This is a genomic window from Streptomyces sp. WAC07094, assembly GCF_036320405.1.
In the GTDB taxonomy this organism is placed as follows: domain Bacteria; phylum Actinomycetota; class Actinomycetes; order Streptomycetales; family Streptomycetaceae; genus Streptomyces; species Streptomyces lannensis.
In genome coordinates this window covers 8,085,799-8,106,296 of sequence record NZ_JAVMJZ010000001.1, presented here as the reverse complement: position 1 = coordinate 8,106,296, position 20,498 = coordinate 8,085,799, and the positions used below count along the sequence as shown (strand labels likewise).

17 protein-coding genes and 1 pseudogene are annotated in these 20,498 nt (G+C 70.0%); 6 read left to right on the top strand and 12 right to left on the bottom strand.

All coding sequences use genetic code 11. The features are described from left to right. Window positions 1-107: 107 nt before the first annotated feature. Entirely contained in the window at window positions 108-1,442 is a 1,335-nt protein-coding gene (locus RCR19_RS36350; protein WP_331269000.1) for an MFS transporter, read from the bottom strand. 126 nt (window positions 1,443-1,568) lie between these two features. Beyond that, the gene (locus RCR19_RS36345; protein ID WP_331268999.1) at window positions 1,569-2,429 is read right to left on the bottom strand and encodes a cache domain-containing protein; all 861 of its coding nucleotides are present in this window, start codon (window positions 2,427-2,429) and stop codon (window positions 1,569-1,571) included. 385 nt (window positions 2,430-2,814) lie between these two features. Here RCR19_RS36345 and RCR19_RS36340 point away from each other — a divergent pair, with 385 nt between their 5' ends. Beyond that, window positions 2,815-4,017 (top strand): ABC transporter substrate-binding protein, encoded by a 1,203-nt coding sequence (locus RCR19_RS36340; protein ID WP_331268998.1) that lies wholly within the window; start codon window positions 2,815-2,817, stop codon window positions 4,015-4,017. 67 nt (window positions 4,018-4,084) lie between these two features. Here the strand turns inward: RCR19_RS36340 and RCR19_RS36335 are convergent, their stop codons facing one another. From RCR19_RS36335 to RCR19_RS36325, 3 genes are all read right to left on the bottom strand, one after another. Continuing rightward, window positions 4,085-5,572, bottom strand: a complete 1,488-nt coding sequence (locus RCR19_RS36335; protein ID WP_331268997.1) for an FGGY family carbohydrate kinase — start codon at window positions 5,570-5,572, stop codon at window positions 4,085-4,087. A 99-nt stretch (window positions 5,573-5,671) separates the two neighbouring features. Then, a complete protein-coding gene (locus tag RCR19_RS36330) occupies window positions 5,672-7,495 on the bottom strand; it encodes a HAMP domain-containing sensor histidine kinase (RefSeq protein ID WP_331268996.1) in 1,824 nt (607 codons plus the stop codon). Window positions 7,496-7,875: 380 nt separating this feature from the next. After that, window positions 7,876-8,622 (bottom strand): L,D-transpeptidase family protein, encoded by a 747-nt coding sequence (locus RCR19_RS36325; protein ID WP_331268995.1) that lies wholly within the window; start codon window positions 8,620-8,622, stop codon window positions 7,876-7,878. Window positions 8,623-8,777: 155 nt separating this feature from the next. On the opposite strand from RCR19_RS36325, the gene RCR19_RS36320 reads away from it, so the two are divergent. Then, complete coding sequence (locus tag RCR19_RS36320) at window positions 8,778-9,449, top strand: AIM24 family protein (RefSeq protein WP_331268994.1); 672 nt, start codon at window positions 8,778-8,780, stop codon at window positions 9,447-9,449. Window positions 9,450-9,574: 125 nt separating this feature from the next. Here the strand turns inward: RCR19_RS36320 and RCR19_RS36315 are convergent, their stop codons facing one another. Together RCR19_RS36315 and RCR19_RS36310 are read right to left on the bottom strand one after the other, a co-directional pair. Next, window positions 9,575-10,354 (bottom strand): SDR family NAD(P)-dependent oxidoreductase, encoded by a 780-nt coding sequence (locus RCR19_RS36315; protein WP_331268993.1) that lies wholly within the window; start codon window positions 10,352-10,354, stop codon window positions 9,575-9,577. Between the two features lie 317 nt (window positions 10,355-10,671). Continuing rightward, window positions 10,672-10,914, bottom strand: coding sequence for a hypothetical protein (locus RCR19_RS36310; RefSeq protein WP_331268992.1), 243 nt, complete (start codon window positions 10,912-10,914; stop codon window positions 10,672-10,674). Window positions 10,915-11,017: 103 nt separating this feature from the next. Here RCR19_RS36310 and RCR19_RS36305 point away from each other — a divergent pair, with 103 nt between their 5' ends. Continuing rightward, window positions 11,018-11,848, top strand: coding sequence for a helix-turn-helix transcriptional regulator (locus RCR19_RS36305; protein WP_331268991.1), 831 nt, complete (start codon window positions 11,018-11,020; stop codon window positions 11,846-11,848). Between the two features lie 58 nt (window positions 11,849-11,906). Beyond that, complete coding sequence (locus RCR19_RS36300) at window positions 11,907-12,533, top strand: alpha-ketoglutarate-dependent dioxygenase AlkB (protein ID WP_331268990.1); 627 nt, start codon at window positions 11,907-11,909, stop codon at window positions 12,531-12,533. Window positions 12,534-12,544: 11 nt separating this feature from the next. Here the strand turns inward: RCR19_RS36300 and RCR19_RS36295 are convergent, their stop codons facing one another. The 4 genes and pseudogenes from RCR19_RS36295 to RCR19_RS36280 form a co-directional block, all read right to left on the bottom strand. Further along, window positions 12,545-13,237, bottom strand: a complete 693-nt coding sequence (locus RCR19_RS36295) for a TetR family transcriptional regulator (protein ID WP_331268989.1) — start codon at window positions 13,235-13,237, stop codon at window positions 12,545-12,547. Window positions 13,238-13,242: 5 nt separating this feature from the next. Beyond that, window positions 13,243-14,748 carry an MFS transporter gene (locus tag RCR19_RS36290; RefSeq protein ID WP_331268988.1) on the bottom strand — a complete coding sequence of 502 codons (1,506 nt, stop codon included), beginning with the start codon at window positions 14,746-14,748 and terminating at the stop codon, window positions 13,243-13,245. A 691-nt stretch (window positions 14,749-15,439) separates the two neighbouring features. Next, a pseudogene (locus tag RCR19_RS36285) lies at window positions 15,440-17,081 on the bottom strand (IS200/IS605 family accessory protein TnpB-related protein). Next, entirely contained in the window at window positions 17,074-17,619 is a 546-nt protein-coding gene (locus tag RCR19_RS36280) for an IS607 family transposase (RefSeq protein ID WP_331268987.1), read from the bottom strand. The pseudogene RCR19_RS36285 and the gene RCR19_RS36280 overlap by 8 nt, the downstream one beginning before the upstream one ends. Before the next feature lie 96 nt (window positions 17,620-17,715). Here RCR19_RS36280 and RCR19_RS36275 point away from each other — a divergent pair, with 96 nt between their 5' ends. Together RCR19_RS36275 and RCR19_RS36270 are read left to right on the top strand one after the other, a co-directional pair. Further along, complete coding sequence (locus RCR19_RS36275) at window positions 17,716-18,159, top strand: hypothetical protein (RefSeq protein WP_331268986.1); 444 nt, start codon at window positions 17,716-17,718, stop codon at window positions 18,157-18,159. Window positions 18,160-18,478: 319 nt separating this feature from the next. Then, window positions 18,479-19,507, top strand: a complete 1,029-nt coding sequence (locus RCR19_RS36270; protein ID WP_331268985.1) for a LuxR C-terminal-related transcriptional regulator — start codon at window positions 18,479-18,481, stop codon at window positions 19,505-19,507. A 120-nt stretch (window positions 19,508-19,627) separates the two neighbouring features. On the opposite strand, the gene RCR19_RS36265 is transcribed toward RCR19_RS36270, so the two are convergent. Continuing rightward, window positions 19,628-20,218: a TetR/AcrR family transcriptional regulator C-terminal domain-containing protein gene (locus RCR19_RS36265; protein WP_331268984.1), complete on the bottom strand. Its 591-nt coding sequence runs from the start codon at window positions 20,216-20,218 to the stop codon at window positions 19,628-19,630. Window positions 20,219-20,498 lie beyond the last annotated feature (280 nt).

The following is a 20,498-nucleotide window of genomic DNA, read 5'->3' as shown; positions in this document are numbered from 1 at the left end:
TTGGAAAGGCTCCTGGAGAATTTCTCCGGGAATCTTGATTCCGATTTTCTCGGGGGAATTCCGGTGCTGGTGGGCGCCCCCGCACGGGCCGGGCCGAGGGGGCTCGGTCAGATGCGGTATTCGCGCAGGGCCGGGGTGGCCAGGGCCAGGACAAGGGTGGCCGCGATGACCATCAGACCGCCGCCTGCGATGGCCGCACGGACGCCGGCGGCCGAGCCGACCGTGCCGTGCAGCACGTCCGCCAGGCGCGGTCCGCCGGCGACGACGACCGTGAAGACGCCCTGCATTCGGCCGCGCATCTCGTCGGTCGCCGCGGACAGCAGAATGGCGCCGCGGAAAACCATGGAAACCATGTCGGCGACTCCGGCGGCGGCCAGAAAGGCGACGGCCACCCAGAGGTTCGTGCTGAGCCCGAGGCCGGTGACGGCCGCTCCCCAGGCGATGACGGCGGCGATGACCATCAGGCCGTGGCGACGGGCCCGGGAGAACGTGCCGGACATCAGACCACCGAGCACGGCGCCGATCGGGATCGCCGCGAAGAGCAGACCGAGCGCCAGGCCTTCGCCGTAGGGCGCATAGGTCTGGGCGGCGAGCTGCGGGAACAGCGCGCGGGGCATGCCGAACACCATGGCGATGATGTCGGCGAGGAAGGAGAGCAGCAGGACCTTGTGGACCGAGATGTAGCGGAATCCCTCCGCTACCGACTGCCATCCCGTGGTGGCCTTCGCCGCCGCGGTCAGCGGCGGCATGGCGGGCAGCCGGGCGACCGCCCACAAGGTCACGCACAGGGCCAGGGCGTCGATCAGGTAGAGCTCGGACAGCCCGATCACCGGGATGAGGGCGCCGGCGAGGAGGGGGCCCGCCACCAGACCGGTCTGCATGACGGTGGAACCGAGCGCGTTGGCCGCCGGGAGTTCCTCCGGCGGCACCAGCCGGGCGATGGACGCACTGCGAGCCGGCGAGTTGAGGCCGAAGAAGGCCTGTTGGAGCGCGAGCAGCACCACCAGGGTGAGCACCGAGTCGAGGCCGATGGCGGCCTGGACCCAGAAGAGCACCGACGTCACGGCCAGGCCCAGGTTGGTGAGCAGCAGCAGCTTGCGGCGGTCCATCCGGTCGGCGATCGCGCCGCCCCAGAGAGCGAAGACCGTCAGGGGCAGCAGACCGGCGAGGCTCGCATAGCCGACCCATGCGGAGGAGTGCGTGATGTCGTAGATCTGCTTGGGGACGGCGACCGCGGTGAGCTGGCTGCCGACGGATGTCACGATCGTCGAGGACCACAGGCGGCGAAAGGCCGGGCGGCGCAGCGGCCGGGTGTCCATCGCCCAGCGGCGCCAGCCCTTGCTCTGTCTCTCCTGCTCGTCCGGCGCACCGTCGTCCGGGGCCGTCTTGTCGTCGGTCGTGCTCTCACTCGTGTCCACGGGCTTCCTGACTGCCTCGTACATCTATTTATTCCGGGTTCACTATCACCGATCCACCTGTGATGCCGGTAGTCGGGGCACGGCTCGGGTGCCGGTGATCGGCGTGCCGGATCTCGGCGCGCCCCCGGGTGGGGCAGAACAGAACGTCGCTCAGTCGCCCGCCACGACGAGCACGAGCGGGATGTCGTCGCAGGGGACCAGGCGCAGCCCGTCGTGGCGGCCGGGCCGTCCCTCGGCCAGCAGCGCACCGAAGTCGGGTCCCTTGGTGAGCGAGCCGACCAGATGGGCCGGATCGGCCGAGGCGGCGACGCGACCGCGGGCGTTGACCAGGTAGGCCGGGCCGGGCAACCCCTGAAGAAGGGGAATCACGGCGGCCTCGAAGTGCCGCAGATACACGTCCGCCGCGGCGACCCCCGCGAAACGGCCCTGTATATGGACGGGCGCGGACAGGGTGAGGCTGTACTCGTCGGAGCAGAGGTAGTCGACGTACGGCCCTGCGACCGCACGGCGTCCGGTGTCCCGCGGCAGGGCGAACCAGTCCCAGTGCGTGTAGTCGGAGTAGGCGGACTGCCGTGGATCCAGATCGAGCATCAGCGGCCGTACGGCACCGTCGGAGCCGGTCTGCCACCACTCCAGCCACGCCGGCACATCACCGAGCAGCCCCGGTGCCGCGATGAATCCGACACCGGAGACCAGCTCCTGCCGTGCCAGGTGGAGATGAAGGCCCGGTCGCAGCGCCGCGAGATCGGCGCTCACGGGGCCACGGCCCTGGGCGGCGATCCGGGTCAGCAGCGCCGCGGTGTCGGCCCGGGTGTGGGCGACGGTGTCGAAGACGGCCTCCAGGGTCCGGCGCACCCGGGCCGCGACGCCGGCCTCCGTGGCCGGGTCGAGTGTCGCCGTGGCCGCCCCTGTGCGGCGGCCGCCGTCTCTCGCGGCCGTGCTCGTGCCCGTCGGCACGGAGTACGGAACCAGACAGGGCGAGGATCCGGGCTGGTGCAGGGAGTCGGACATGACCGCGACCGTATACGCCTCGATCGCTTCACCGCATCTTGACGCTCCGTCAACTCCCTTTCCACAGACCGAAGTTGAACCGACATGCAACCCTCCGTATGGTGTGGGCCACGCCGACCGCCCGGAGACGCCACCCGTCCCCGAGCGGACCCCGGGTGAATCGGCCGATCCACCCGTCGACCAGGAGCCACGCCCTCGTACGCCGCTTTGATCCGCGGCGCACGAAGACCACCTCGGTCACCACGCCGTCCGATACCGGGTGCCGTTCACGGCACCGCCGCGCCCTGACCCGGGTCGCATCCTGCACGTCCGACGCCCCCCAGGCATCGGCCGTCACGACTCTGCCCCCCGATTCCCCCCACTTCCCCACTTCGTGGAGATTCCCTTGCGCCTGTACAGATCCTTCAAAGCGACGGCCGCCGTCTGCTCCCTGCTCCTCGTGGGCGCCTGCGGCATGTTCGCCGAGTCGAGCACGTCGTCCTCCTCATCCGGCTTCAACCCACCGGACATCGAGGCACAGTCGAAGCTCGGTCCGACGGAGGGGCAGGTCAATCTGGTCTCCTGGGCGGGATACGTGGAGGACGGTTCCTCCGACCCGAAGGCCGACTGGGTCACCCCCTTCGAGAAGCGGACGGGGTGCCAGGTCCACAACAAGGTGGCGGCCAGCTCGGACGAGATGGTGAAGCTGATGAAGTCGGGCTCCTACGACGCGCTCTCCGCGTCCGGCGACGCATCGCTCCGGCTCATCGCCTCCGGCGAGGTGGCCCCGGTGAACACGGATCTGGTGCCCAACTACGAGGACGTGTTCTTCGGGCTGAAGGAACAGAGCTGGAACTCCGTCGACGGCAAGGCGTACGGCATACCGCACGGCCGTGGCGCGAACCTGCTGATGTACAACACGAAGGAGGTGTCGCCCTCGCCCATGTCCTGGTCCGCGGTCTTCGACGACGCGTCGAAGTACAAGGGGCAGGTCACCGCCTACGACTCGCCGATCTACATCGCGGACGCCGCTCTCTATCTGCGCGAGACCCGGCCGAGCCTGGACATCGAGAATCCGTACGCGCTCGACCAGGAGCAGTTCGACGCGGCCGTCGATCTGCTGAAGAAGCAGCACGCCGACGTCGGCGAGTACTGGAGCGACTACCTCAAGGAGATCTCCTCCTTCAAGAGCGGCGACTCCGTGATCGGTACGACCTGGCAGGTCATCGCCAACCTCGCGGAGAGCGAGGGCGCCAAGGTCAAGGCCGTGCTTCCGCAGGAGGGCGCCACCGGCTGGTCCGACACCTGGATGATCTCCGCCAAGGCCAAGCACCCCAACTGCGCCTACAAGTGGATGGACTGGATCATCTCGCCCAAGGTCAACGCCCAGGTCGCCGAGTACTACGGTGAGGCGCCTGCCAACATCAAGTCCTGCGACGAGACCAGCGACCCGGCCTTCTGCGACACCTTCCACGCCACCGACGAGGGCTACTGGAAGGACATCGCGTTCTGGACGACGCCGATCGAGCAGTGCCTCGACGGCCGTGAGAACATCAAGTGCGTGCCGTACGCCAAGTGGGTCCAGGCCTGGACCGAGATCAAGGGCTGAGCCGGTCCGCCGCCGAGGTCCGTCGCGCGCTCGACCGACCTCGGCGGGGCCGTGCGTCCCGACGCTCTCACCGCGGTGGGTCCTCGGCCAGGGCGCGCTGATGACGGGCGAGCGCATGGCCGATGTCCCGGGTCGCCGGGTACAGCCGCAGATAGAGGCCGTACAGGTCGTCGTACCGGGACCGCCGGCGCACATCGGGTACAACACGCTCGTGCACCGGATTCCAGGTGTCGATGTCGACGTCCGCGATCGCGGCGGCGGCGAGGAACGCGGCTCCGTAGCTCGCGCCGATCGTGACGGTCCTGATCTCCTGTTCCAGGCCGGTGACGTCGGAGACGATCCGGGTCCACAGACCGCCCCGGGTGCCCCCGCCGACGGCGACGACCCGGCGGATGTCGGCGCCCGCCGCACGCATCGCCTCCACGTTGTGCCGCACGCCGTAGGCGCTGGCCTCCAGCGCGGCGCGGTACAGATCACCTCGGGTGTGCTCCACCGTCAGACCCGCGATCACCCCGCGGGCGTCGGGGTCGGCGACCGGGGTGCGCTCGCCCGCGAAGTACGGGAGCATCAGCAGGCCCTTCGCGCCCGGGCCGGACGCCTCGGCCTCGGCGAGCAACGCGTGATGGTCGGGGACGCCGAGCAGGTCCCGCAGCCAGTCCGTGATCACCCCCGATGTCGCCATGCCGCCCGCCAGACTGCGCGTTCCGGGCAAGGCCCCCACGGTGCTCCACAGTTGGGGCACCAGCAGCCGCTCCGACACCGTGTTGATCAGGAACATGGTGCTGCCGTACATGAGCATCAGGTCGCCGGTGCCCTGCGCGCCCACACTCAGCGCCTCCGACCAGGCGTCGATGGTGCCGGTGACGACAGGAACCCCGATGGGCAGCCCGGTGGCGGTGGACGCCTCGGCGGTGACACGGCCGGCGATCTCTCCCGGCCAGCGCAGGGGCGGCAGTTCGATGTCCGGCGCGATGCGTCGCGCCCAGGGGCGGTACCACTCCTGGCCCAGGGAGTCGTACAGCGGCACGGACTGGCTGGCCGAGTGGTGGTCGAGGACGTAGACACCGGTGAGCTGCCGCACGAGATAGGAGCTCGGCATGTACAGCCGCCGGGCACGGGCGGTGACGTCGGGGCGGTGCTCGGCCAGCCAGACGATCTTGGGGCCGACCGCCTGGGTGGACAGCAGGGAACCGCAGCGCCCGAGCACGGCATCGCGGCCCAGTTCGGCGTCGAGCCGGGCGATCTGGTCGGTGGCACGGGTGTCGACGCCGTACAGGACGGCCGGGTGCAGCGGTGCGTCCGTCTCGTCGGCCAGGGCGACGCAGGGGCCCATGCCACTGACGCCGACCGCGTCGACGAGGGTGCCCGGCGTCACCAACTCGCGGGCCATCGCGATGAATTCGTCCCACCAGACACGTGCGTCCATCTCGACGTGGCCGGGCCGGGGCCGACTTACCGCATGCGGGCGCACGGCGGTGCCCAGAACCGTACCGTCCCCACCGACCAGCACGCCTTTGCTGCTGGACGTACCGATGTCGACACCGAGCACCGTCATCCGTTCCCGTCCTCCGCATAGAGACTCCGGGGACATCGTTCCCCTCTTCGGGGACGATCAGCTTTCGCAACGCGAAGTGGGTACCGCGCTGTTGACGTCTCAGCCGTCCTCCGGTGCCGCCATCCCGGGCAGTACCAGGGTGAAGACCGAACCGACGCCCTTCTCGGACGCGGCGGTGACGGTACCGCCGTGAGCGGCGGCGAGTTGACGAACGATGGGCAGACCGAGGCCGCTTCCGCCGGTTCGTCTGCTGCGGGACTTCTCCGCGCGCCAGAACCGGTCGAAGACGTACGGCAGATCCTGCGCCGCGATGCCGGTGCCGGTGTCGGCCACCTCGATGACCACCCGGTCGCCGTCGGCCCGCGCTGAGAGCGTGATCGTGCCGTCGGCGGGGGTGTGGCGGATCGCGTTGGACACCAGATTCCCGACCGCCTGCCGCATGCGGACCGGATCTGCGTCCAGCCACGGGCAGCCGTCCACGGTGGTGACCAGGTGGACGCCTCCGGAGTCGGCGGCGACCCGGTGCGCGGCGGCGACCTGCGCGAGCAAGTCGTCCGCGCGTACGGGTTCGTGGTGCAGTCGCAGGGTTCCGGCGTCGGCGGCCGCCAGGTCCTGCAGGTCGTCGATGACACGCTGAAGGACCAGAGCCTCCTCGTAGAGCGAGGCCAGCAGTTCGGGGTCCGGGTCGACGACGCCGTCGCGTGTCACCTCCAGCCAGCCCCGGATGTTGGTCAGCGGAGTGCGCAGTTCATGGGCGACGTCGTGGACGAGCGCCTTGCGCTGCGCCTCCAGACGCTCCCTGCGTTCGGTCAGCGCGTTGAACGCCTCGGCGAGGATGCCGGTCTCGTCCCGGGTGGTGACGGGGACCCGGACGTGCTGCTCCGGCGGCTGCTGTGCGGCATGGGTGAGGGCCCGCAGCGGCCGTACGAGCCGGGTGGCGACCACCGCGGTCACGGTCACCGTCAGCACGAGCACGAGTCCGGTGACGCCGACGACCTTGGCCTTGTTGCCGGAGGACATGTCGAACCGCGGCAGGGTGCCGTTGCCCAGGAAGAGATCGGCCACGGGGGCGACGTAGGGGTCGAGCTGCTGCCTGCGGGAGTCGATGACGCAGTTGTCCGTCGATGCGTCGGCGGCCGTGGGATGTCCCGTCCTGGTCTTTCCGCCCCGGATGTAGTCGGGCTCGACGCCCTTGACGGAGAAGCCCACCGAGAGGAACACCTGCGGCGGGTGCGCCTCCGTGCGCGCCAGGCATGCCTGCGTCAGGTCGGTCAGGACGGCCAGCGCCCTGTGCTCGGCGGGCATGGGGGTGTTGAGCTTTCCGTCGGTGCACTCGGACGAGACGTAGCCGTCGCCCGACGCGGCCTCCTCACCGGTCAGCACGGACCGGCCGCTCGGCAAGGTCTTCACCGTGGTCTCGAACCCCGCGCGACGGAAGCACTTCTGCCGTACCAGGGCGAGGGCGTGTACCCGGGCCCGCTCCTTCGATGTGAGCCGAAAGGGTCCGACGGCCCGGGGGTCGATCCCGCTGAGCTGTGCCCCGGGCTCCGAGTAGGTGTCGGTGCGCAAGGGGTCCACGACGGCCGAGGCCCGGGGCGGCAGAGGGGTGGGGCGGGACGCGGAGTCGGCGACGGGCACGCGTTCGGTCGTCGTCAGGGCGATGCGCCGCCCCGTGCGCACCGACAGCGTGTGGAGGGTCCTGCCCACGTCTGACCAGTCCGCGTGGGTGGCGGCGTATCCGCTCAGTTCCCGCAGGATCTCCGTGTCGTCGGCGAGTACCTGCCCCTGCTCCTCCTGAATGGCCCGGGTCGTCGTCTGCACGGCCAGCCACGCCGTCGCCGCCACCGAACAGACGGCGACCAGCACCGAGGTCACCATCAGCCGGACGAGCAGGCTCTTGCGCAGCGGAAGGTCCCGGCTCACCGGAGGTCCCCACCGCGGGAACGGCCGCCACGGAACGCGGGTGGCACCGAGGGGAAGGGACCGGCCTCCGCCCCATCGCGGGCCGTCGAACCCCCGTGGACCACGGTCGCGGTCTGCCGCTCCCGTGGCCGCGTTGGGCGTATGGGCTCGGCCTGCTGCTTGTCGTCGTCCACGACCCTTACATATGCGCGCACGCAGCCGATGCTAGGGTCCGCCGTCCGGATCAGGTCGGCCGGGAGCGACCGCGCCTTTCGATCGACGCCGGCATGATCCGAACGGCAGACCCCGGGTGCGGCGTTCCGCACAGGGGCCGGCGAGAGCGGCTTCCCACACGCTGACGTACGCCTCACCTCCTTGTGCAGGGCCGCCCGGCCGAGGCTTCAGCGCGCGAGCGACGCCGCGTCGCCCATCACGACCACCGGGTGCCGGGCGGGATCCAGCGCTCGCAACAGCGCTCTCATGTCGGCCTTCTTCAGACTGATGCAGGCGTGGGTGGGACCGCCGTGGTCTACGTGGAACCAGATGCCTCCGCCGCGGCCCGCTCCGAGGGGCCGGGTCCAGTCACGCGGCGAGGTGCCCGGCTTGCGGTTGTAGTCGATCGCGACCACGTAGTCGAACGAACCGGAGAGGGACTCGCCCTCGAAGCCGGTGCCGACGATCGCGAAGCCGCCCGAGTGGTCGTACGGCAGCCGGGTGCCCGGGTCGGGCAGCAGTCCACCTGCGTCGGTGAGGGAGAAGACGCCGATCGGCGAGTGCAGGTCCCCCGCCGTGTGGTGGCTGGTCCAGCCCTTGAGGGCGTTGTGCGCGGGCCACTCCCGGCCGGCCTGCCAGCCGGAGGCGGTGCGCTCGTGGAGCACCACGGTGGCGTCGGAGGAGTCTTTGCCCTCTCCGGTCACCACGACGACCTGCCGGGCGGTGGAGGGGACCTCGGCCAGGGTCCCGGGTCCGAGGCCGGGCAGTTCGCTCGGCGCGGTGGAGGCAGAACGGGCGGGGGCGGGCACGGAGGTCTGCCGGACCGCCTCGGCGGCCGCCGCGCGCGGCGCCGTCGCGTGGCCGCCCTGTGCGCACCCGGTCACCAGGAGCGAGACGGCGAGGACGCCCGCCGGCACACGTATTGCTGTGATCATGCTCCGACCCTGACGAACACTTGTGAGGAACTCGTCAGGCCGGGGCGGCGGAAGGACCGTTCTCGCCGGGCGCTCCCGGCACCGGTCGGGGTTGTTGCCGTTTCAGGACATCGGCGATCTTGGCGGAGGGAGTCCCTCCGGGACAGGATGCCCGCATGAAGGGTGACCTCTTTTCCAGTGACCACATGGTCCAGCCGGCCTCCGCGCCCGGCATGTCGGTGCAGAACGCCAAGTCCATCCGGTACGTCGTGAATGGCGAGATGATGGCCCGGCAGGGGGCGATGGTCGCCTTCCGCGGGAATCTGCAGTTCGAACGCAAGGGCCAGGGCGTGGGCGGGATGCTCAAGCGGGCCGTCACCGGTGAGGGGCTGCCGCTGATGGCGGTGCGCGGCCAGGGCGAGGCGTGGTTCGCGCACGAGGCGCAGAACTGTTTCGTCGTGGACGTCGAGCAGGGCGACGAGTTCACCGTCAACGGGCGGAACGTGCTCTGCTTCGACGCGACCCTGTCGTACCGGATCCAGACCGTGAAGGGCGCGGGTATCGCCGGCGGCGGCCTGTTCAACAGCGTGTTCACCGGGTCCGGCAAGCTGGGCCTGATCTGCGAGGGCAATCCGCTCGTCATACCCGTCACGTCGCAGTATCCGGTCTTCGTCGACACCGACGCTGTGGTGGGCTGGACGGCTCACCTGCACACGTCGCTGCACCGGTCGCAGTCCATCGGGTCGATGCTGCGCGGCGGTTCGGGCGAGGCGGTCCAGCTGAAGCTGGAGGGCGAGGGATACGTGGTCGTACGGCCCAGCGAGGCGACCCCGCAGAAGGAGCACTGACCGCCGGGGCCCCGCCGCGGTGGCGGGGCCCCTTCCGCTGCCGACTCTCGGCCGGCGAATCCCTTGAGGAATCCGCCTGTTGGTGCCCGGCCGTGTGACCGGGCCCCGTGGCGTCCCCGGACCGTTCAGTTGGACCGGTAGCGGGAGGCGAGTTCGGGGCTCTGTCCGCCGAAGGCGTCGAGATCCGCCCTGAAGACGGCGTCGAGGAGAGCGGTGTCCTCTACGCCGGGTGCGCAGACGACCTCGCCGAGTTCGAGGCCGCGCAGCCCTGCGGTGACGACGTCCTCGGCGCTCATGCGGGGCACCACGCTCATGTCGAGTCCCTGGCGCGTGTGGAATTCGGTGGCGACGACACCGGGGCACAGCACCTGAACCTGGACGCCGGTGTCCTCCAGCTCGGCGCTGAGGGTCTGGGACATGGCGACGAGGTGGGCCAGGGAACCGGCGTAGACGGCGCGGCGGGGCATGACGGACTTGTCGGCGGGACCGCTGAAAGCGATCATCCCGGCCACGTTGACGATTGCGCCCTCGCCCCGCTCCTGCATGCCGGCGACCGCGGCACGGGTGAGCATGGTGGGCGCGACGACCTTGACGTGGACGAGTTCGCGGGCCCTGTGTGCCGGCAGCTCGGCCAGCGGCATGTAGTGGGCGACACCCGCGTTGTTCACGAGCATGGTCAGCGGCTCGTCGGCACAGATCTCGGCGACGGTGTCGACGCCGTCGTCGGTGGACAGGTCGGCGACGACGGTGCGGACCTTGGTACCGGTGTGGTCGGCGGCGAACTCCTCGAGGCGCTCCCGGTTGCGGCCGACGATGATCAGGTCGTGGCCGTCCGCGGCGAGGCGTTCGGCAAATGCCTTGCCGATGCCGGAGGTGGCGCCGGTGACGAGGGCGAGCTTGCTCATGATGCTTTTCCCTTCGGATGCAGGCCGGAGCGGCCTGGTGAGGCCCCGGTGGAGCTGGGGTTTTGGGTCCGGCACCGCTGGGTGCATGCCTCGGGCCGGTCGTCACCGAGTTGGTGGTCGCCGGCGCCGCGGCTTCCGCGACTCAGGCACCGAGCCGGATATCGGCAGGACGGCCGCCGGCCGGGCCGACGGCGAACAGGCTGTCCGGGCGAACCGGGAGCAGGCGAACCTTCCCGTAGCTGGAGGTGGTCCGGGCGATCCGCCCGCACCGTCCGCGGTCCCGACTGCGGCGTTCGCGCAGGACCAGCCACGTCACGTCATCGGCCGGCCCGGGTTACCGGGGGAGGTGGGCAGACGATGGCGCAGGCTGCGGCCGGCTCACCGACCGTGTTGTGCCGCTGGTGGGGGACCTTGCCGAGGCCGTCCAGCGAGGCAGGACGCCGGACCCGGAGATGCAGGGGGAATCCCGCCTCGGCGATCGCGGTGGCCATGGGCAGACCCTGGTCACCAGGCCCGATGAACCCCACGACGGGCCCTGCGGGCGCCTGTGCTTCGTTCATGCCTCCACGGTCGGCGGGAAACACCTGATCAGGTAGTAGACCCACCTTCATGGGAACGGCAGTACCAGGACAGACAAGAGCCTCTCTTGCCACAATCAAGGGCATGGCGACCACAGAACTCGGCGCAGCCCTGCACCAGTGGCGCGATCAGGTCTCGCCCGAGACCGTCGGTCTGCCCACAGGCGGGCGCAGGCGCGCCACCGGACTGCGCCGTGAGGAGTTGTCCCAGCTGGCCGGGGTCTCCGCCGACTACATCGTCCGGCTGGAACAAGGACGCGCCACCAACCCCTCACCCCAGATCGTCGAAGCCCTCGCCCGCGCCCTGCGGCTCACCCATGACGAACGGGACCACCTCTTCCGGCTGGCACGCCTCGCCCCACCGGGTCCCGGCACGATCCCACGGCACATCACCCCCGGCGTCCACCGCATACTCGACCGGCTGACCGGCACACCGGTCGCCGTCTTCGACGCGGCCTGGACCCAGTTGCTCGCCAACCCCCTCTACACGGCGCTCATGGGGGAATGGCACGGCAACGACCTCAACGCGGTCTGGCGCAACTTCCTCAACCCGCACGGCCGCGTACGTCACACCCCCGAATCGAGGGGCGCTCTCCAAGCGGCGCAGGTCGCCGACCTGCGCCGCATCGCCGGCCGCTACCCCGACGACCCGAACCTGCAGTCCCTGATCACCGAACTGCGCCGCCGCAGCACCCGCTTCAACGATCTGTGGGAATCAGGCACCGTCGCGGAACACCAAGCCGCCCGCAAGACCGTCGACCACCCCCACGTCGGCGCCCTCACCCTGGACTGCGACGTCCTCGGCGTCGCCGGCAGCGACCTGCGCATCATGGTCTACACGGCCCGGCCGGGCACCGAGGACGCCGACCGTCTGGCGCTGCTGAACGTCGTAGGCACACAACTGCTCACAGGGTGACCTTCGGGGAGCGGTCGACAACAGAACACATTTTCGAATGAAGGGGTACCCTGCCTCTATGGCCATGCACCTCCAGGGCTCGCTCTTCGATCAGACCGACGACATCCGGCTCGGCTCACTCAAGGGGCTGCAAAGGACCCTGCTCGGCGCAGGGGCCTGGATCGACCTGCTGCCGGGGTGGCTGAGCGGGGCCGACACCCTGTTCGAGAAGCTGGCTGCCGAGGTGCCGTGGCATGCCGAGCGTCGGCAGATGTACGAGCACATGGTCGACGTGCCGCGTCTGCTTTCGTACTACCGCGCCGACGAGACACTCCCGCACGCCGTGCTCGAGGAGGCACGCACCGCACTGTCCGCCCATTACGCCGCCGAACTGCGGGAACCCTTCGTCACGGCGGGCCTCTGCTACTACCGCGACGGCAAGGACAGCGTGGCCTGGCACGGGGACAGGATCGGCCGCGGCGCGCGGGAGGACACCATGGTCGCCATCCTCTCCGTGGGTGCGCCACGCGACCTGGCTCTGCGCCCACGCGGCGGCGGTGAGACGATCCGGCGCCCGCTCGGGCACGGCGACCTCATCGTGATGGGCGGCTCCTGCCAGCGGACCTGGGAACACGCCATCCTCAAGTCCACGCGCGCGACCGGACCCCGGATCAGCATCCAGTTCCGGCCGCGGGGTGTGAACTGAGAGCGGTCAGGTCAGGGAGTCAGGTGCGCCTGGACGGCCGGTGCGCAGCGGTCGACGATGTCGTCGAGGTCCGTGGCGCGAAGATGTGTGCCGCGTGCGATCCCGAACATCACTCCCAGGCCGAGCAGCGATCCCAGCGCGAGTTCGGCGCGCAGGCCCCCGTCGGGTCCGGTCAGACGCGCGGCCAGACGATCGCTCACCTGGGAGCGGAAGTTGGCGCGCAGGATGTCGCCCTGTTCACCGTGCAGGGGCGCGAACACGATGCGCAGGATCGGGTCCGCGCCCTGTTCGGTCTGGCTCGTCAGAACATGGCGCACCATGTGCCGCCCGAGGTCGGGGAGCGGTGCGTCGAGCAGCGCTGCCACATCCGCCTCGAACGACATGACCTGCGAGAAGAGCGTGTCCTTGTTGCCGAAGTACTTCAGGATCAGGGGAGGGCTGACCCCGGCCCGGTCGGCGACCGCCTTCAGTGTGATGTCCCCATGGGCGTGCCGGGCGAGGAGGTGCCGGGCGGCCCGGAGGATGGCGGCCTTGGTGGATCCGGCGTCGCGGCGCCCCGGTGACCTGCCCTGACCGCCCTCGCGTGGTCCGGGCGTCCTGGGCGCGGCCTCGACATCGCGGCTGGTCGCCGTCGACTCGTGCGCGGATGCCGTCGCCTGCCCGGTGATCCGGTCCATGGATGCGCCGGCGCGCCCGTCGGTCACCGTGATCACGCTCCTTCCAGTGCCTCTTCATGGGCCGGTGCCGTCCGCCGCCGGAGCCGGCGGGCACCGCCGTCGGGAGCATTGTCTCCGGGGATGGTGAGGGCCGCGGCACAAGCGACGAGTGCGACCGTACCCGCCATGGCGAACGCCAGCAGATAGCCGTGCAGGGTGGGGACGGAGGCTCCGTCGACGAGGCTCGTGTGCCGGACGAGGACCGCCGCGACGGCGGCGCTGCAGGTGGCCTGGCCGATGGTGCGCATCAGCACGTTCACACCGTTCGCGGAGGCCGTCTGCCCGGCCGGTACGGCACGCAGGATCAGTGTGGGCAGCGCGGAGTACGCGAGGGTGGTACCGGTCGCCACGATCGAGGCACCCACGATGATCATCCACAGGTGATGGCTGTCCGCGATGCGGACCGCGTATCCGAGGGCGAGCACCGCCGCACCGAGGGCCAGGGTGACCCGGGGACCGCGGGCCGTGGAGATCCGGGCCGAGAGCGGCGAGAACAGCAGCATGATCACTCCGCCGGGCAGCAGACACAGTCCGCTACCCACGATCGACAGCCCGAGCCCGTAGCCCGTGGCCTTCGGGGCCTGGACGAGCTGCGCCGTCACCAGGGAGTTCGCGTAGAAGCCGAAGCCGACGAGAAGCGCGGTGAGGTGGGGCAGGGCGACCCGCGGACGGGCCGCGAGCCGCAGGTCCACGAGGGGGTACTCGGCGCGCAGTTGCTGCACGCACCACAGCGCCAGGATCACGACGGAACCGCCGAACAGACCCACGATCCGGGGGCTGCTCCAGCCCCACTGACCGCCTTCCGAGACGGCCAGCAGCAGACTGGCGAGACCCGCGGCAAGACCGAGCGCACCGAGGACGTCGAACCGGCCGGGGGATCGCTCGGGCGACTCGCGCACGGCCCACCAGGCGAGGAAGAGACCGAGCGCACCGAGGGCGCTGGTCAGCCAGAACATGGCGTGCCAGTCGACGTACTGGATGACGAGCGCCGCGAGCGGCAGCCCGAGTGCCGCGCCGATGCCCACGGTGGAGCTCATGAAGGCGACCGCGGATCCGGTCCGCTCGGGCGGCAGTTCGTCGCGCAGGATACTGATGGACAGCGGGACGACCGCTGCCGCAGCGCCCTGGAGCGCCCGGGCCGCGATGAGCACCCCGATGTCGGACGACAGCGCGCACATCAGGGAGCCCGCGGTCATCAGTGCCAGTGCGATCACCAGCACGCGCCGCTTGCCGTACATGTCTCCCGCACGCCCGAGTACCGGGGTGAGCACCGCACCGGACAGCAGGGTGGCGGTCACCATCCAGGACACGGTGCCGGCGGACGAGCCGGTGAGGCGGGGCAGATCGGGCAGCAACGGAACCACGACGGTCTGCATGACGGCCATGAGGATTCCGCCGAAGGCCAGCACGGGGACCGTCATCCGGTCCCGCAGTCCCGTGCGCCCGACCGGTTCCAAGGGGGGTGCGGAACGATCGGACGGGGCGGGTATCGGGGCCATGGGTGCTCCGGCGGTCGATGTGGAGATGAGGTGAATTCCTATTCACCCTAGCCGGTGAATTGCCATTCACCGAATCGCCGACCGCCCGGTCGGCTCCTGTCCGGCGACGGCGACACACCATCAACACCGGCGGTCTCACAGTGCAGTTCACGTCACGTTCCGGGAGTGATCGGGGTCACCGGAGGGCCGTTTCTCGCGAAGAAACCTCGCTCTGCCCTCCTTGACGGGGCGGAACCTTCCCGTCCGGCGCCGGGACGGCGCCCGGTGAGGCTAGATCAACTTGGTTCAAGTTTGCAGGAGATGTCGGCAATTGTCCTGATCGCGGCCAACCTCTTTGCCGCGATTTCCCGAGCCGCCCGGCCGACGGGTAGGCAGGACACATCGTCGAACCCCCGTTGCCCGGAAGGATTTTGCATGCCCGCACTCACCCGCCGCCGAGCACTCACGGCCGGTGCCGCAGTCGCCGCCACCGCCGGTCTCCACACGCGAGCCGTCGCCGCCCCGCACACCGCGCACGTGCCCACGCCCGCGTCCGCGTCCGCTCACGAACAGGACCACGCGCACGGACACGACCTCGGTTGCCTGCACATCGCCGACCCGTCAAGGAGTCCTTTACGGCTGACCCGGTCATGCCTGAGGGGACGGAAACGGCCTCTCGCAACGAGTCGGCGTTGGTCTACCCTCACCGTTCCTAAGGACTGAGCGGGAGTGGGTCCTGTTGCCAGGACCCAGGCTCAGTCGAACGCCCCGAACGGTCTTGGGGGTTCTGGTCGACCGCGTTCCTGCCGTGTCCAGCACGCACGGATCGTGTCCGTGGTCCGGGTACGCGGGGGCGGTGTTCCTCACGCCCTGGGGTACCCGAGGGGGCCTGGGCGGTCCGATGCCCGCCAGCATCGCTCTGGTGCTGGCGGGGCGGTGCCGTCCGTCGCCGGATCGGGTGTCCGAGGGCGCGTCGTCCGATCGCCACGGCGGCAGCCTGGTGGCGAGTGGTCTTGCGTGTGGTCGTGGTGAGTGGGACTTGCCAGTGTTCGGCGCCCCACCTGCTCGTGTAGGCGGGATCGACGACGATCACACCGATGCCGGCCTCTGCGCACATCGACAGCAGTCGGGCGCGGAGTTTGCCTGTGGGGATGCCGGAGATGAGCTGCCGGAACCACTTCTTGCGACCGTGCTTCTCCCTGGTCTTGGAGTCGGTGAAGTCCAGGTCTTCGATCGCGATGGCCTGCACGCCCGTGGCCTTGGCCCAGTGCAGCAGGCGAGTGAGGGCGTGGCGGATCTGTGCGTCACGGCGGGTGGCGGTGCCGGTGAGGTCGTAATCGAAGCGGCGCGGTGTGCCGACCGGGTTTCCGTGTTGGTCGAGTTGCCATGCGGCGAGGTGGTCGGCGTTCATGTCGACACCGATCACGCCCTCCGATCGCAGGGCGGCGAGGGGAATGACCGGCAGGCTCTTGCGGGTCCAGGACGCGTCCAGGTACCAGCGGCCTTTGGTCACGTCCAGGTGGATGCGGTAAGCGACAGCCCGGTTGTCCTCAACACGGTCGCGCCATTCGTCACCCCGGTGCGGGAAGCTCACCTTCGCGGTGAGGATGTACCGGCCGTGCCGGGCGTTTGCCAGGTGGGCGAGCGGTGCGCAGCTTGATGCCGATCTCGCCGCCCGGGGTGACGCGGATCGTTTCGTTGCCGAACCGCTTGCCGGACTCGCCGTCAGCGGTGAGGAACCAGCGGGCAGCTTCCCACTCCTGGCGCCACCGGGCTTGTGTCTTGTGGGCGGCAGCCAGGTTGTGACGCTGCTTGAGCAGCCGACGGCCGCCCCGGGCGACGGACACCTTCCCGACCCGGCGCTCGCAACGAACGCGCTCGTACTCGCTCTGAAGGACCGCCAGGCGCCGTGACTTGTGGAACCACTCGTGGCGGGACCGGTATCCGCCTGGTGTGCCGCGGCTACCCTTGTCCCCGACGGGAAGGGACAGGCGGTGCCGCAGCATGCGGATACCCGCATCGAGCGATTGCAGGTGCGCTGCCTGAGCGCGGCGCGACAGGCCCCACTGGTCATGGGTGCTCGCCGTGATCGATCCGGCCCACCGGGACGACGACTGCGCGGTCAACTCCCGCTTGCGTTCGGCCCACGTATCGGTGGAGTGCTGCAGACCGTCATGGCACCTGCGGGCCAGGTCACGGGACGCCAGGCGGCCCATGTGCTCGCCCACCGCGCGCAGCACCGTCTCGTCCTGGACCGTGAGGCCCCGCAGCCGGTCACGGATGCTGACGCCGGACGGGCCGTCAGCGACGAACGGCCGGCGGATTTCCCGCAGCGGCTTGCGCTGCTCAGCCATGCTCGGCGGCCTCCAACGCCTTACAGGCGCGGTTCCTCGCCGACCTACGGCCATACAGACGAGCACAGAACGAGGTCAGCATCTCGACCATGTCGCGCACCAGGTCGTCTTCGACCTCGCCGTCCTCCGCCACAACCAGGCGACGTCCGTGCGCGGACAGTGCGGCCTCGACCAACTCCACGTTCATCCGCCCAAGCCGGTCCTTGTGCTCCACCACCACGGTCACGTTCGGGTCGGCCACCAGACGCTTCACCCTCGACCGACCGCCGCTCATAGCGAAGCCGATCTCCGACTCGACCCGCACCACACGATGACCGGCCCGTGCCGCCCACTGCGCCAACCGGGCAACCTGCCGCTCGAGATCAGCGTTCCGGTCATCACAAGACACGCGGGCGTACAGGCCGATACCAGCGACCGCTGCAGGTGCAGGTGCAGTGTTGGCCTCCACGTTCACATGAATCGTGCGCGGCCCCACCCGCTCAGCCGGAACCGGCAACGTGCCCTCCCGGAACCAGCGATACGCAGTCTGCGGATGCACATCTTGCGTCCTCGCTCATTCCGTCAGATACACACCCCGACCCTAACACTCACTCAATCACGGCCACACTCACTTATACAACCTTACAATGGGCAATTGGATATCCAATCGGGGGTGGGGATGGAGCAAGTCGTTCTTGCATCGGTCACATACGCCGCGATGTGCCAAGACTGCGGCGCGGAGCTGGAATGCCACGGGGTCCAGGCCCTTGTCGGCGGCCGATTGCGATGGGATGTCGAGTCGGCGTGCCCGTCCTGCGGATTCGCCCTCGCCCTGTGCGGCGGGGACCTTCCGGGCGAACGGCGGGAACAACTGCTCGCCGAGCACGGACCAGCGGTGTTGCAGGTGCTCGGCGCGTCACCGAACAGCGTCGTGATCATGCGTGTGCTCCGCGCCGAGTTCGGCACCGACCTGGCGGCCACGAGGGCTGTGCTGCGCAGCGTGCTGAGCGGCGACTGTACGGGCACGCTCCCGGAGATGGAACATGTGGCGCGCAGGCTACGGGCCTCCGGCATCACAGCCGTGGCCGCTCGGGCATAGGCATCCGCTCGCGGCAGCGAGGTAGGCATCATCGCGATGGCGGGCTCCGGCCGGGTAGGTGGCCCGCGCAGCCCGAGTCCTGCACCTGCTCCGGTGCACCGGCACAACACGCGGGCCCGTGACCGGCATGGTCACAGGACACCGCAAGTCGGAGCCTCGGCGAAGGGATCTTGAATCTCGGGCGAATCGTGTGGATGGCCGCTTGGGCGAGCAACGGGACGGACCCGAAGGCAACGGCGCCGCCCGGCACCGGAGCACGGCCGGCGTCGAGGACATACGATCAGCAGCAATCATGCACACCACAGGAGTGTCAGGCCCCATGGACGTCACGTCGGACAGCCCGTGGACGGGAAGCGGCCTCGAGCCGCTCAGCGGCCGGGTCCTGGAGTACTTGGTGGGCCGGCCGTCGGCGGACCGCCTCGCCGTGGCCGACGCGGTCCACGCCTCCCCCGAAGAGACCGCGCGAGCACTTGAGGCCCTTGAGGATGCTCTCCTGGTGATCCGTGTCGACGCCCGTCCCCCGCGCTGGAAGGCCGTCCCGCCACGCTCCTCGTTGGGACCCCTGCTTGCCCGCAAACGCGGTGAACTGGCCCGGACCGAGCTCTACATGGAGCGGCTCCACGAGATCTACGACGCGGCGTCGGGCTCGCAGACGCACTTCGTGGAAGCCGTGGAGGACGGCGGAGAGGTCGCAGCGCGCTATGTGCATCTCCTCAAGAGCAGCAGCCACGAAGTGCTGCACTTGGCCAAGCCGCCCTATGTGACCGGGCCTGCGGACGGGCCGGCCCACGCGGATGCCGGTCAGGCGGCCGTCCGGGACGGTGTTCGGTTGCGATCGGTCTACGAGACCGACGGTCTCACCGACACCGTGTCGCTGGAGACCGCTCTGCGGGGCACGGTCGGCGGTGGCCGGCTCCGGCTCAGCGCACACGTGCCCATCAAACTGGTGCTGTTCGACGCGACCACCGCTCTTCTGCCTCTGCACAGCGACCGGCCCTCGACGGGGTCACTCGTCGTACGCTCCCCCGCCCTCGTCCACGCGCTCGTCGCCCTCTTCGAAACAATCTGGGAGCACGCGACGCCCGCGACGCTGGAGAGCAGGCAGGACTCACCCGTGCCGCGGCAGGACCGGGAGACGGCACAGATCGACGAACGGACCCGCGAGATCCTGAGCCTCATGGCCACGGGCATGAAGGACGACGCCATCGCCCGCGTACTCAACGTCAGCCGCCGTACGGTCCAAAAACACGTCAGTGAGGCGGGCAGTGTCCTCGGGGCCCGGACCCGCTTCCAGATCGCGCTCCTGGCAGCCGAACGAGGCTGGCTGCGTCAAGGGGCCGGCACGTGACGCCGTAGCCCTTCGGGCACGTCACACCGCCACGGCCGCGCCCTGCCCCGATGACCTGAACCCGCACTCCGCCTACCGCACCGCCCCCGAGGGGCCCCGGTCCTCCTGTGCGGTATCGGCTCAGCGCTCAGGGGCGGGCAGTCGGGTCGCGATGCCGTCGATCAGGAAGGCGAGGCTCAGCGCGAACTGTTCGTCCATGTCCGCCCCCGTCGGGGACGTCATCCACTCGGTCAGCGCCGGATGTCGTGCCCCCGCCGCCGCCAGTTCGCGCGCCGCTGTGATCGCCTGCGTCAACTGCTCCGGGGTGTGCAGCCCATGGCGGCGCCGCATGGCCAGTTCCTCCGCCTCCTGCTGCGCGCTGCCGAAGATGTGCCGGTCGAGAAGTGCCGGGTAGGTCATGGCGTCGCCCACCGTGGCCCCCTGCCGGATCAGGACCTGCAGCAGGAACTCGGTGCGGCGCATCATCCGCGGGCCCAGTGGCGGGCGGGTCGGGACGAGCTGCGCGTACCAGAGGTGACGCTTGACCATGTGCCGGCTGTCGAGGGCCACTTGGCGCAGGTCGGCGCGCCAGTCGCCGCCGGGTTCCGACGGCAGCGGGATCTCACCGGTGACGTGGTCGAGCATGAGGTCGAAGAGGCCGTCCTTGTTCAGTACATGACGGTAGAGCGCCATGGGCGTGTACGGGCCGAGCCGCCGGGCGACCGAGGCCATCTTCAGAGCTGACCGTGCCGGGCCCGCGGGGACATCCGGGATGCCTGTCGAAGGCGTCACGGCTGCCGGTCCAGCCGGCTGGGCATAGCGGCGACAGTCAGGTCGGCGGCCCCACCCACCCGTCCGCAACGGCGGCGGGAGGCCGGGGCGGTGGCGGGCGGCGCAATCGGACATGGCTGCGACCAAGCGCCCCGTCGTCCCCTAGTCACGACCGGGGCACGGCCCCGCCCGGCACCGCCTGGACGGGTCGGGGCGCCGGGCAGAGCCGGTACGGGGATGC

Bases quoted from the DNA above. Each gene is read 5' to 3' on its own strand.
- RCR19_RS36350 (WP_331269000.1), bottom strand. From the start codon at position 1,442: ATGTACGAGGCAGTCAGGAAGCCCGTGGACACGAGTGAGAGCACGACC.
- RCR19_RS36345 (WP_331268999.1), bottom strand. From the start codon at position 2,429: ATGTCCGACTCCCTGCACCAGCCCGGATCCTCGCCCTGTCTGGTTCCG.
- RCR19_RS36335 (WP_331268997.1), bottom strand. From the start codon at position 5,572: ATGACGGTGCTCGGTGTCGACATCGGTACGTCCAGCAGCAAAGGCGTG.
- RCR19_RS36325 (WP_331268995.1), bottom strand. From the start codon at position 8,622: ATGATCACAGCAATACGTGTGCCGGCGGGCGTCCTCGCCGTCTCGCTC.
- RCR19_RS36320 (WP_331268994.1), top strand. From the start codon at position 8,778: ATGAAGGGTGACCTCTTTTCCAGTGACCACATGGTCCAGCCGGCCTCC.
- RCR19_RS36315 (WP_331268993.1), bottom strand. From the start codon at position 10,354: ATGAGCAAGCTCGCCCTCGTCACCGGCGCCACCTCCGGCATCGGCAAG.
- RCR19_RS36310 (WP_331268992.1), bottom strand. From the start codon at position 10,914: ATGAACGAAGCACAGGCGCCCGCAGGGCCCGTCGTGGGGTTCATCGGG.
- RCR19_RS36305 (WP_331268991.1), top strand. From the start codon at position 11,018: ATGGCGACCACAGAACTCGGCGCAGCCCTGCACCAGTGGCGCGATCAG.
- RCR19_RS36300 (WP_331268990.1), top strand. From the start codon at position 11,907: ATGGCCATGCACCTCCAGGGCTCGCTCTTCGATCAGACCGACGACATC.
- RCR19_RS36290 (WP_331268988.1), bottom strand. From the start codon at position 14,748: ATGGCCCCGATACCCGCCCCGTCCGATCGTTCCGCACCCCCCTTGGAA.
- RCR19_RS36270 (WP_331268985.1), top strand. From the start codon at position 18,479: ATGGACGTCACGTCGGACAGCCCGTGGACGGGAAGCGGCCTCGAGCCG.
- RCR19_RS36265 (WP_331268984.1), bottom strand. From the start codon at position 20,218: ATGGCCTCGGTCGCCCGGCGGCTCGGCCCGTACACGCCCATGGCGCTC.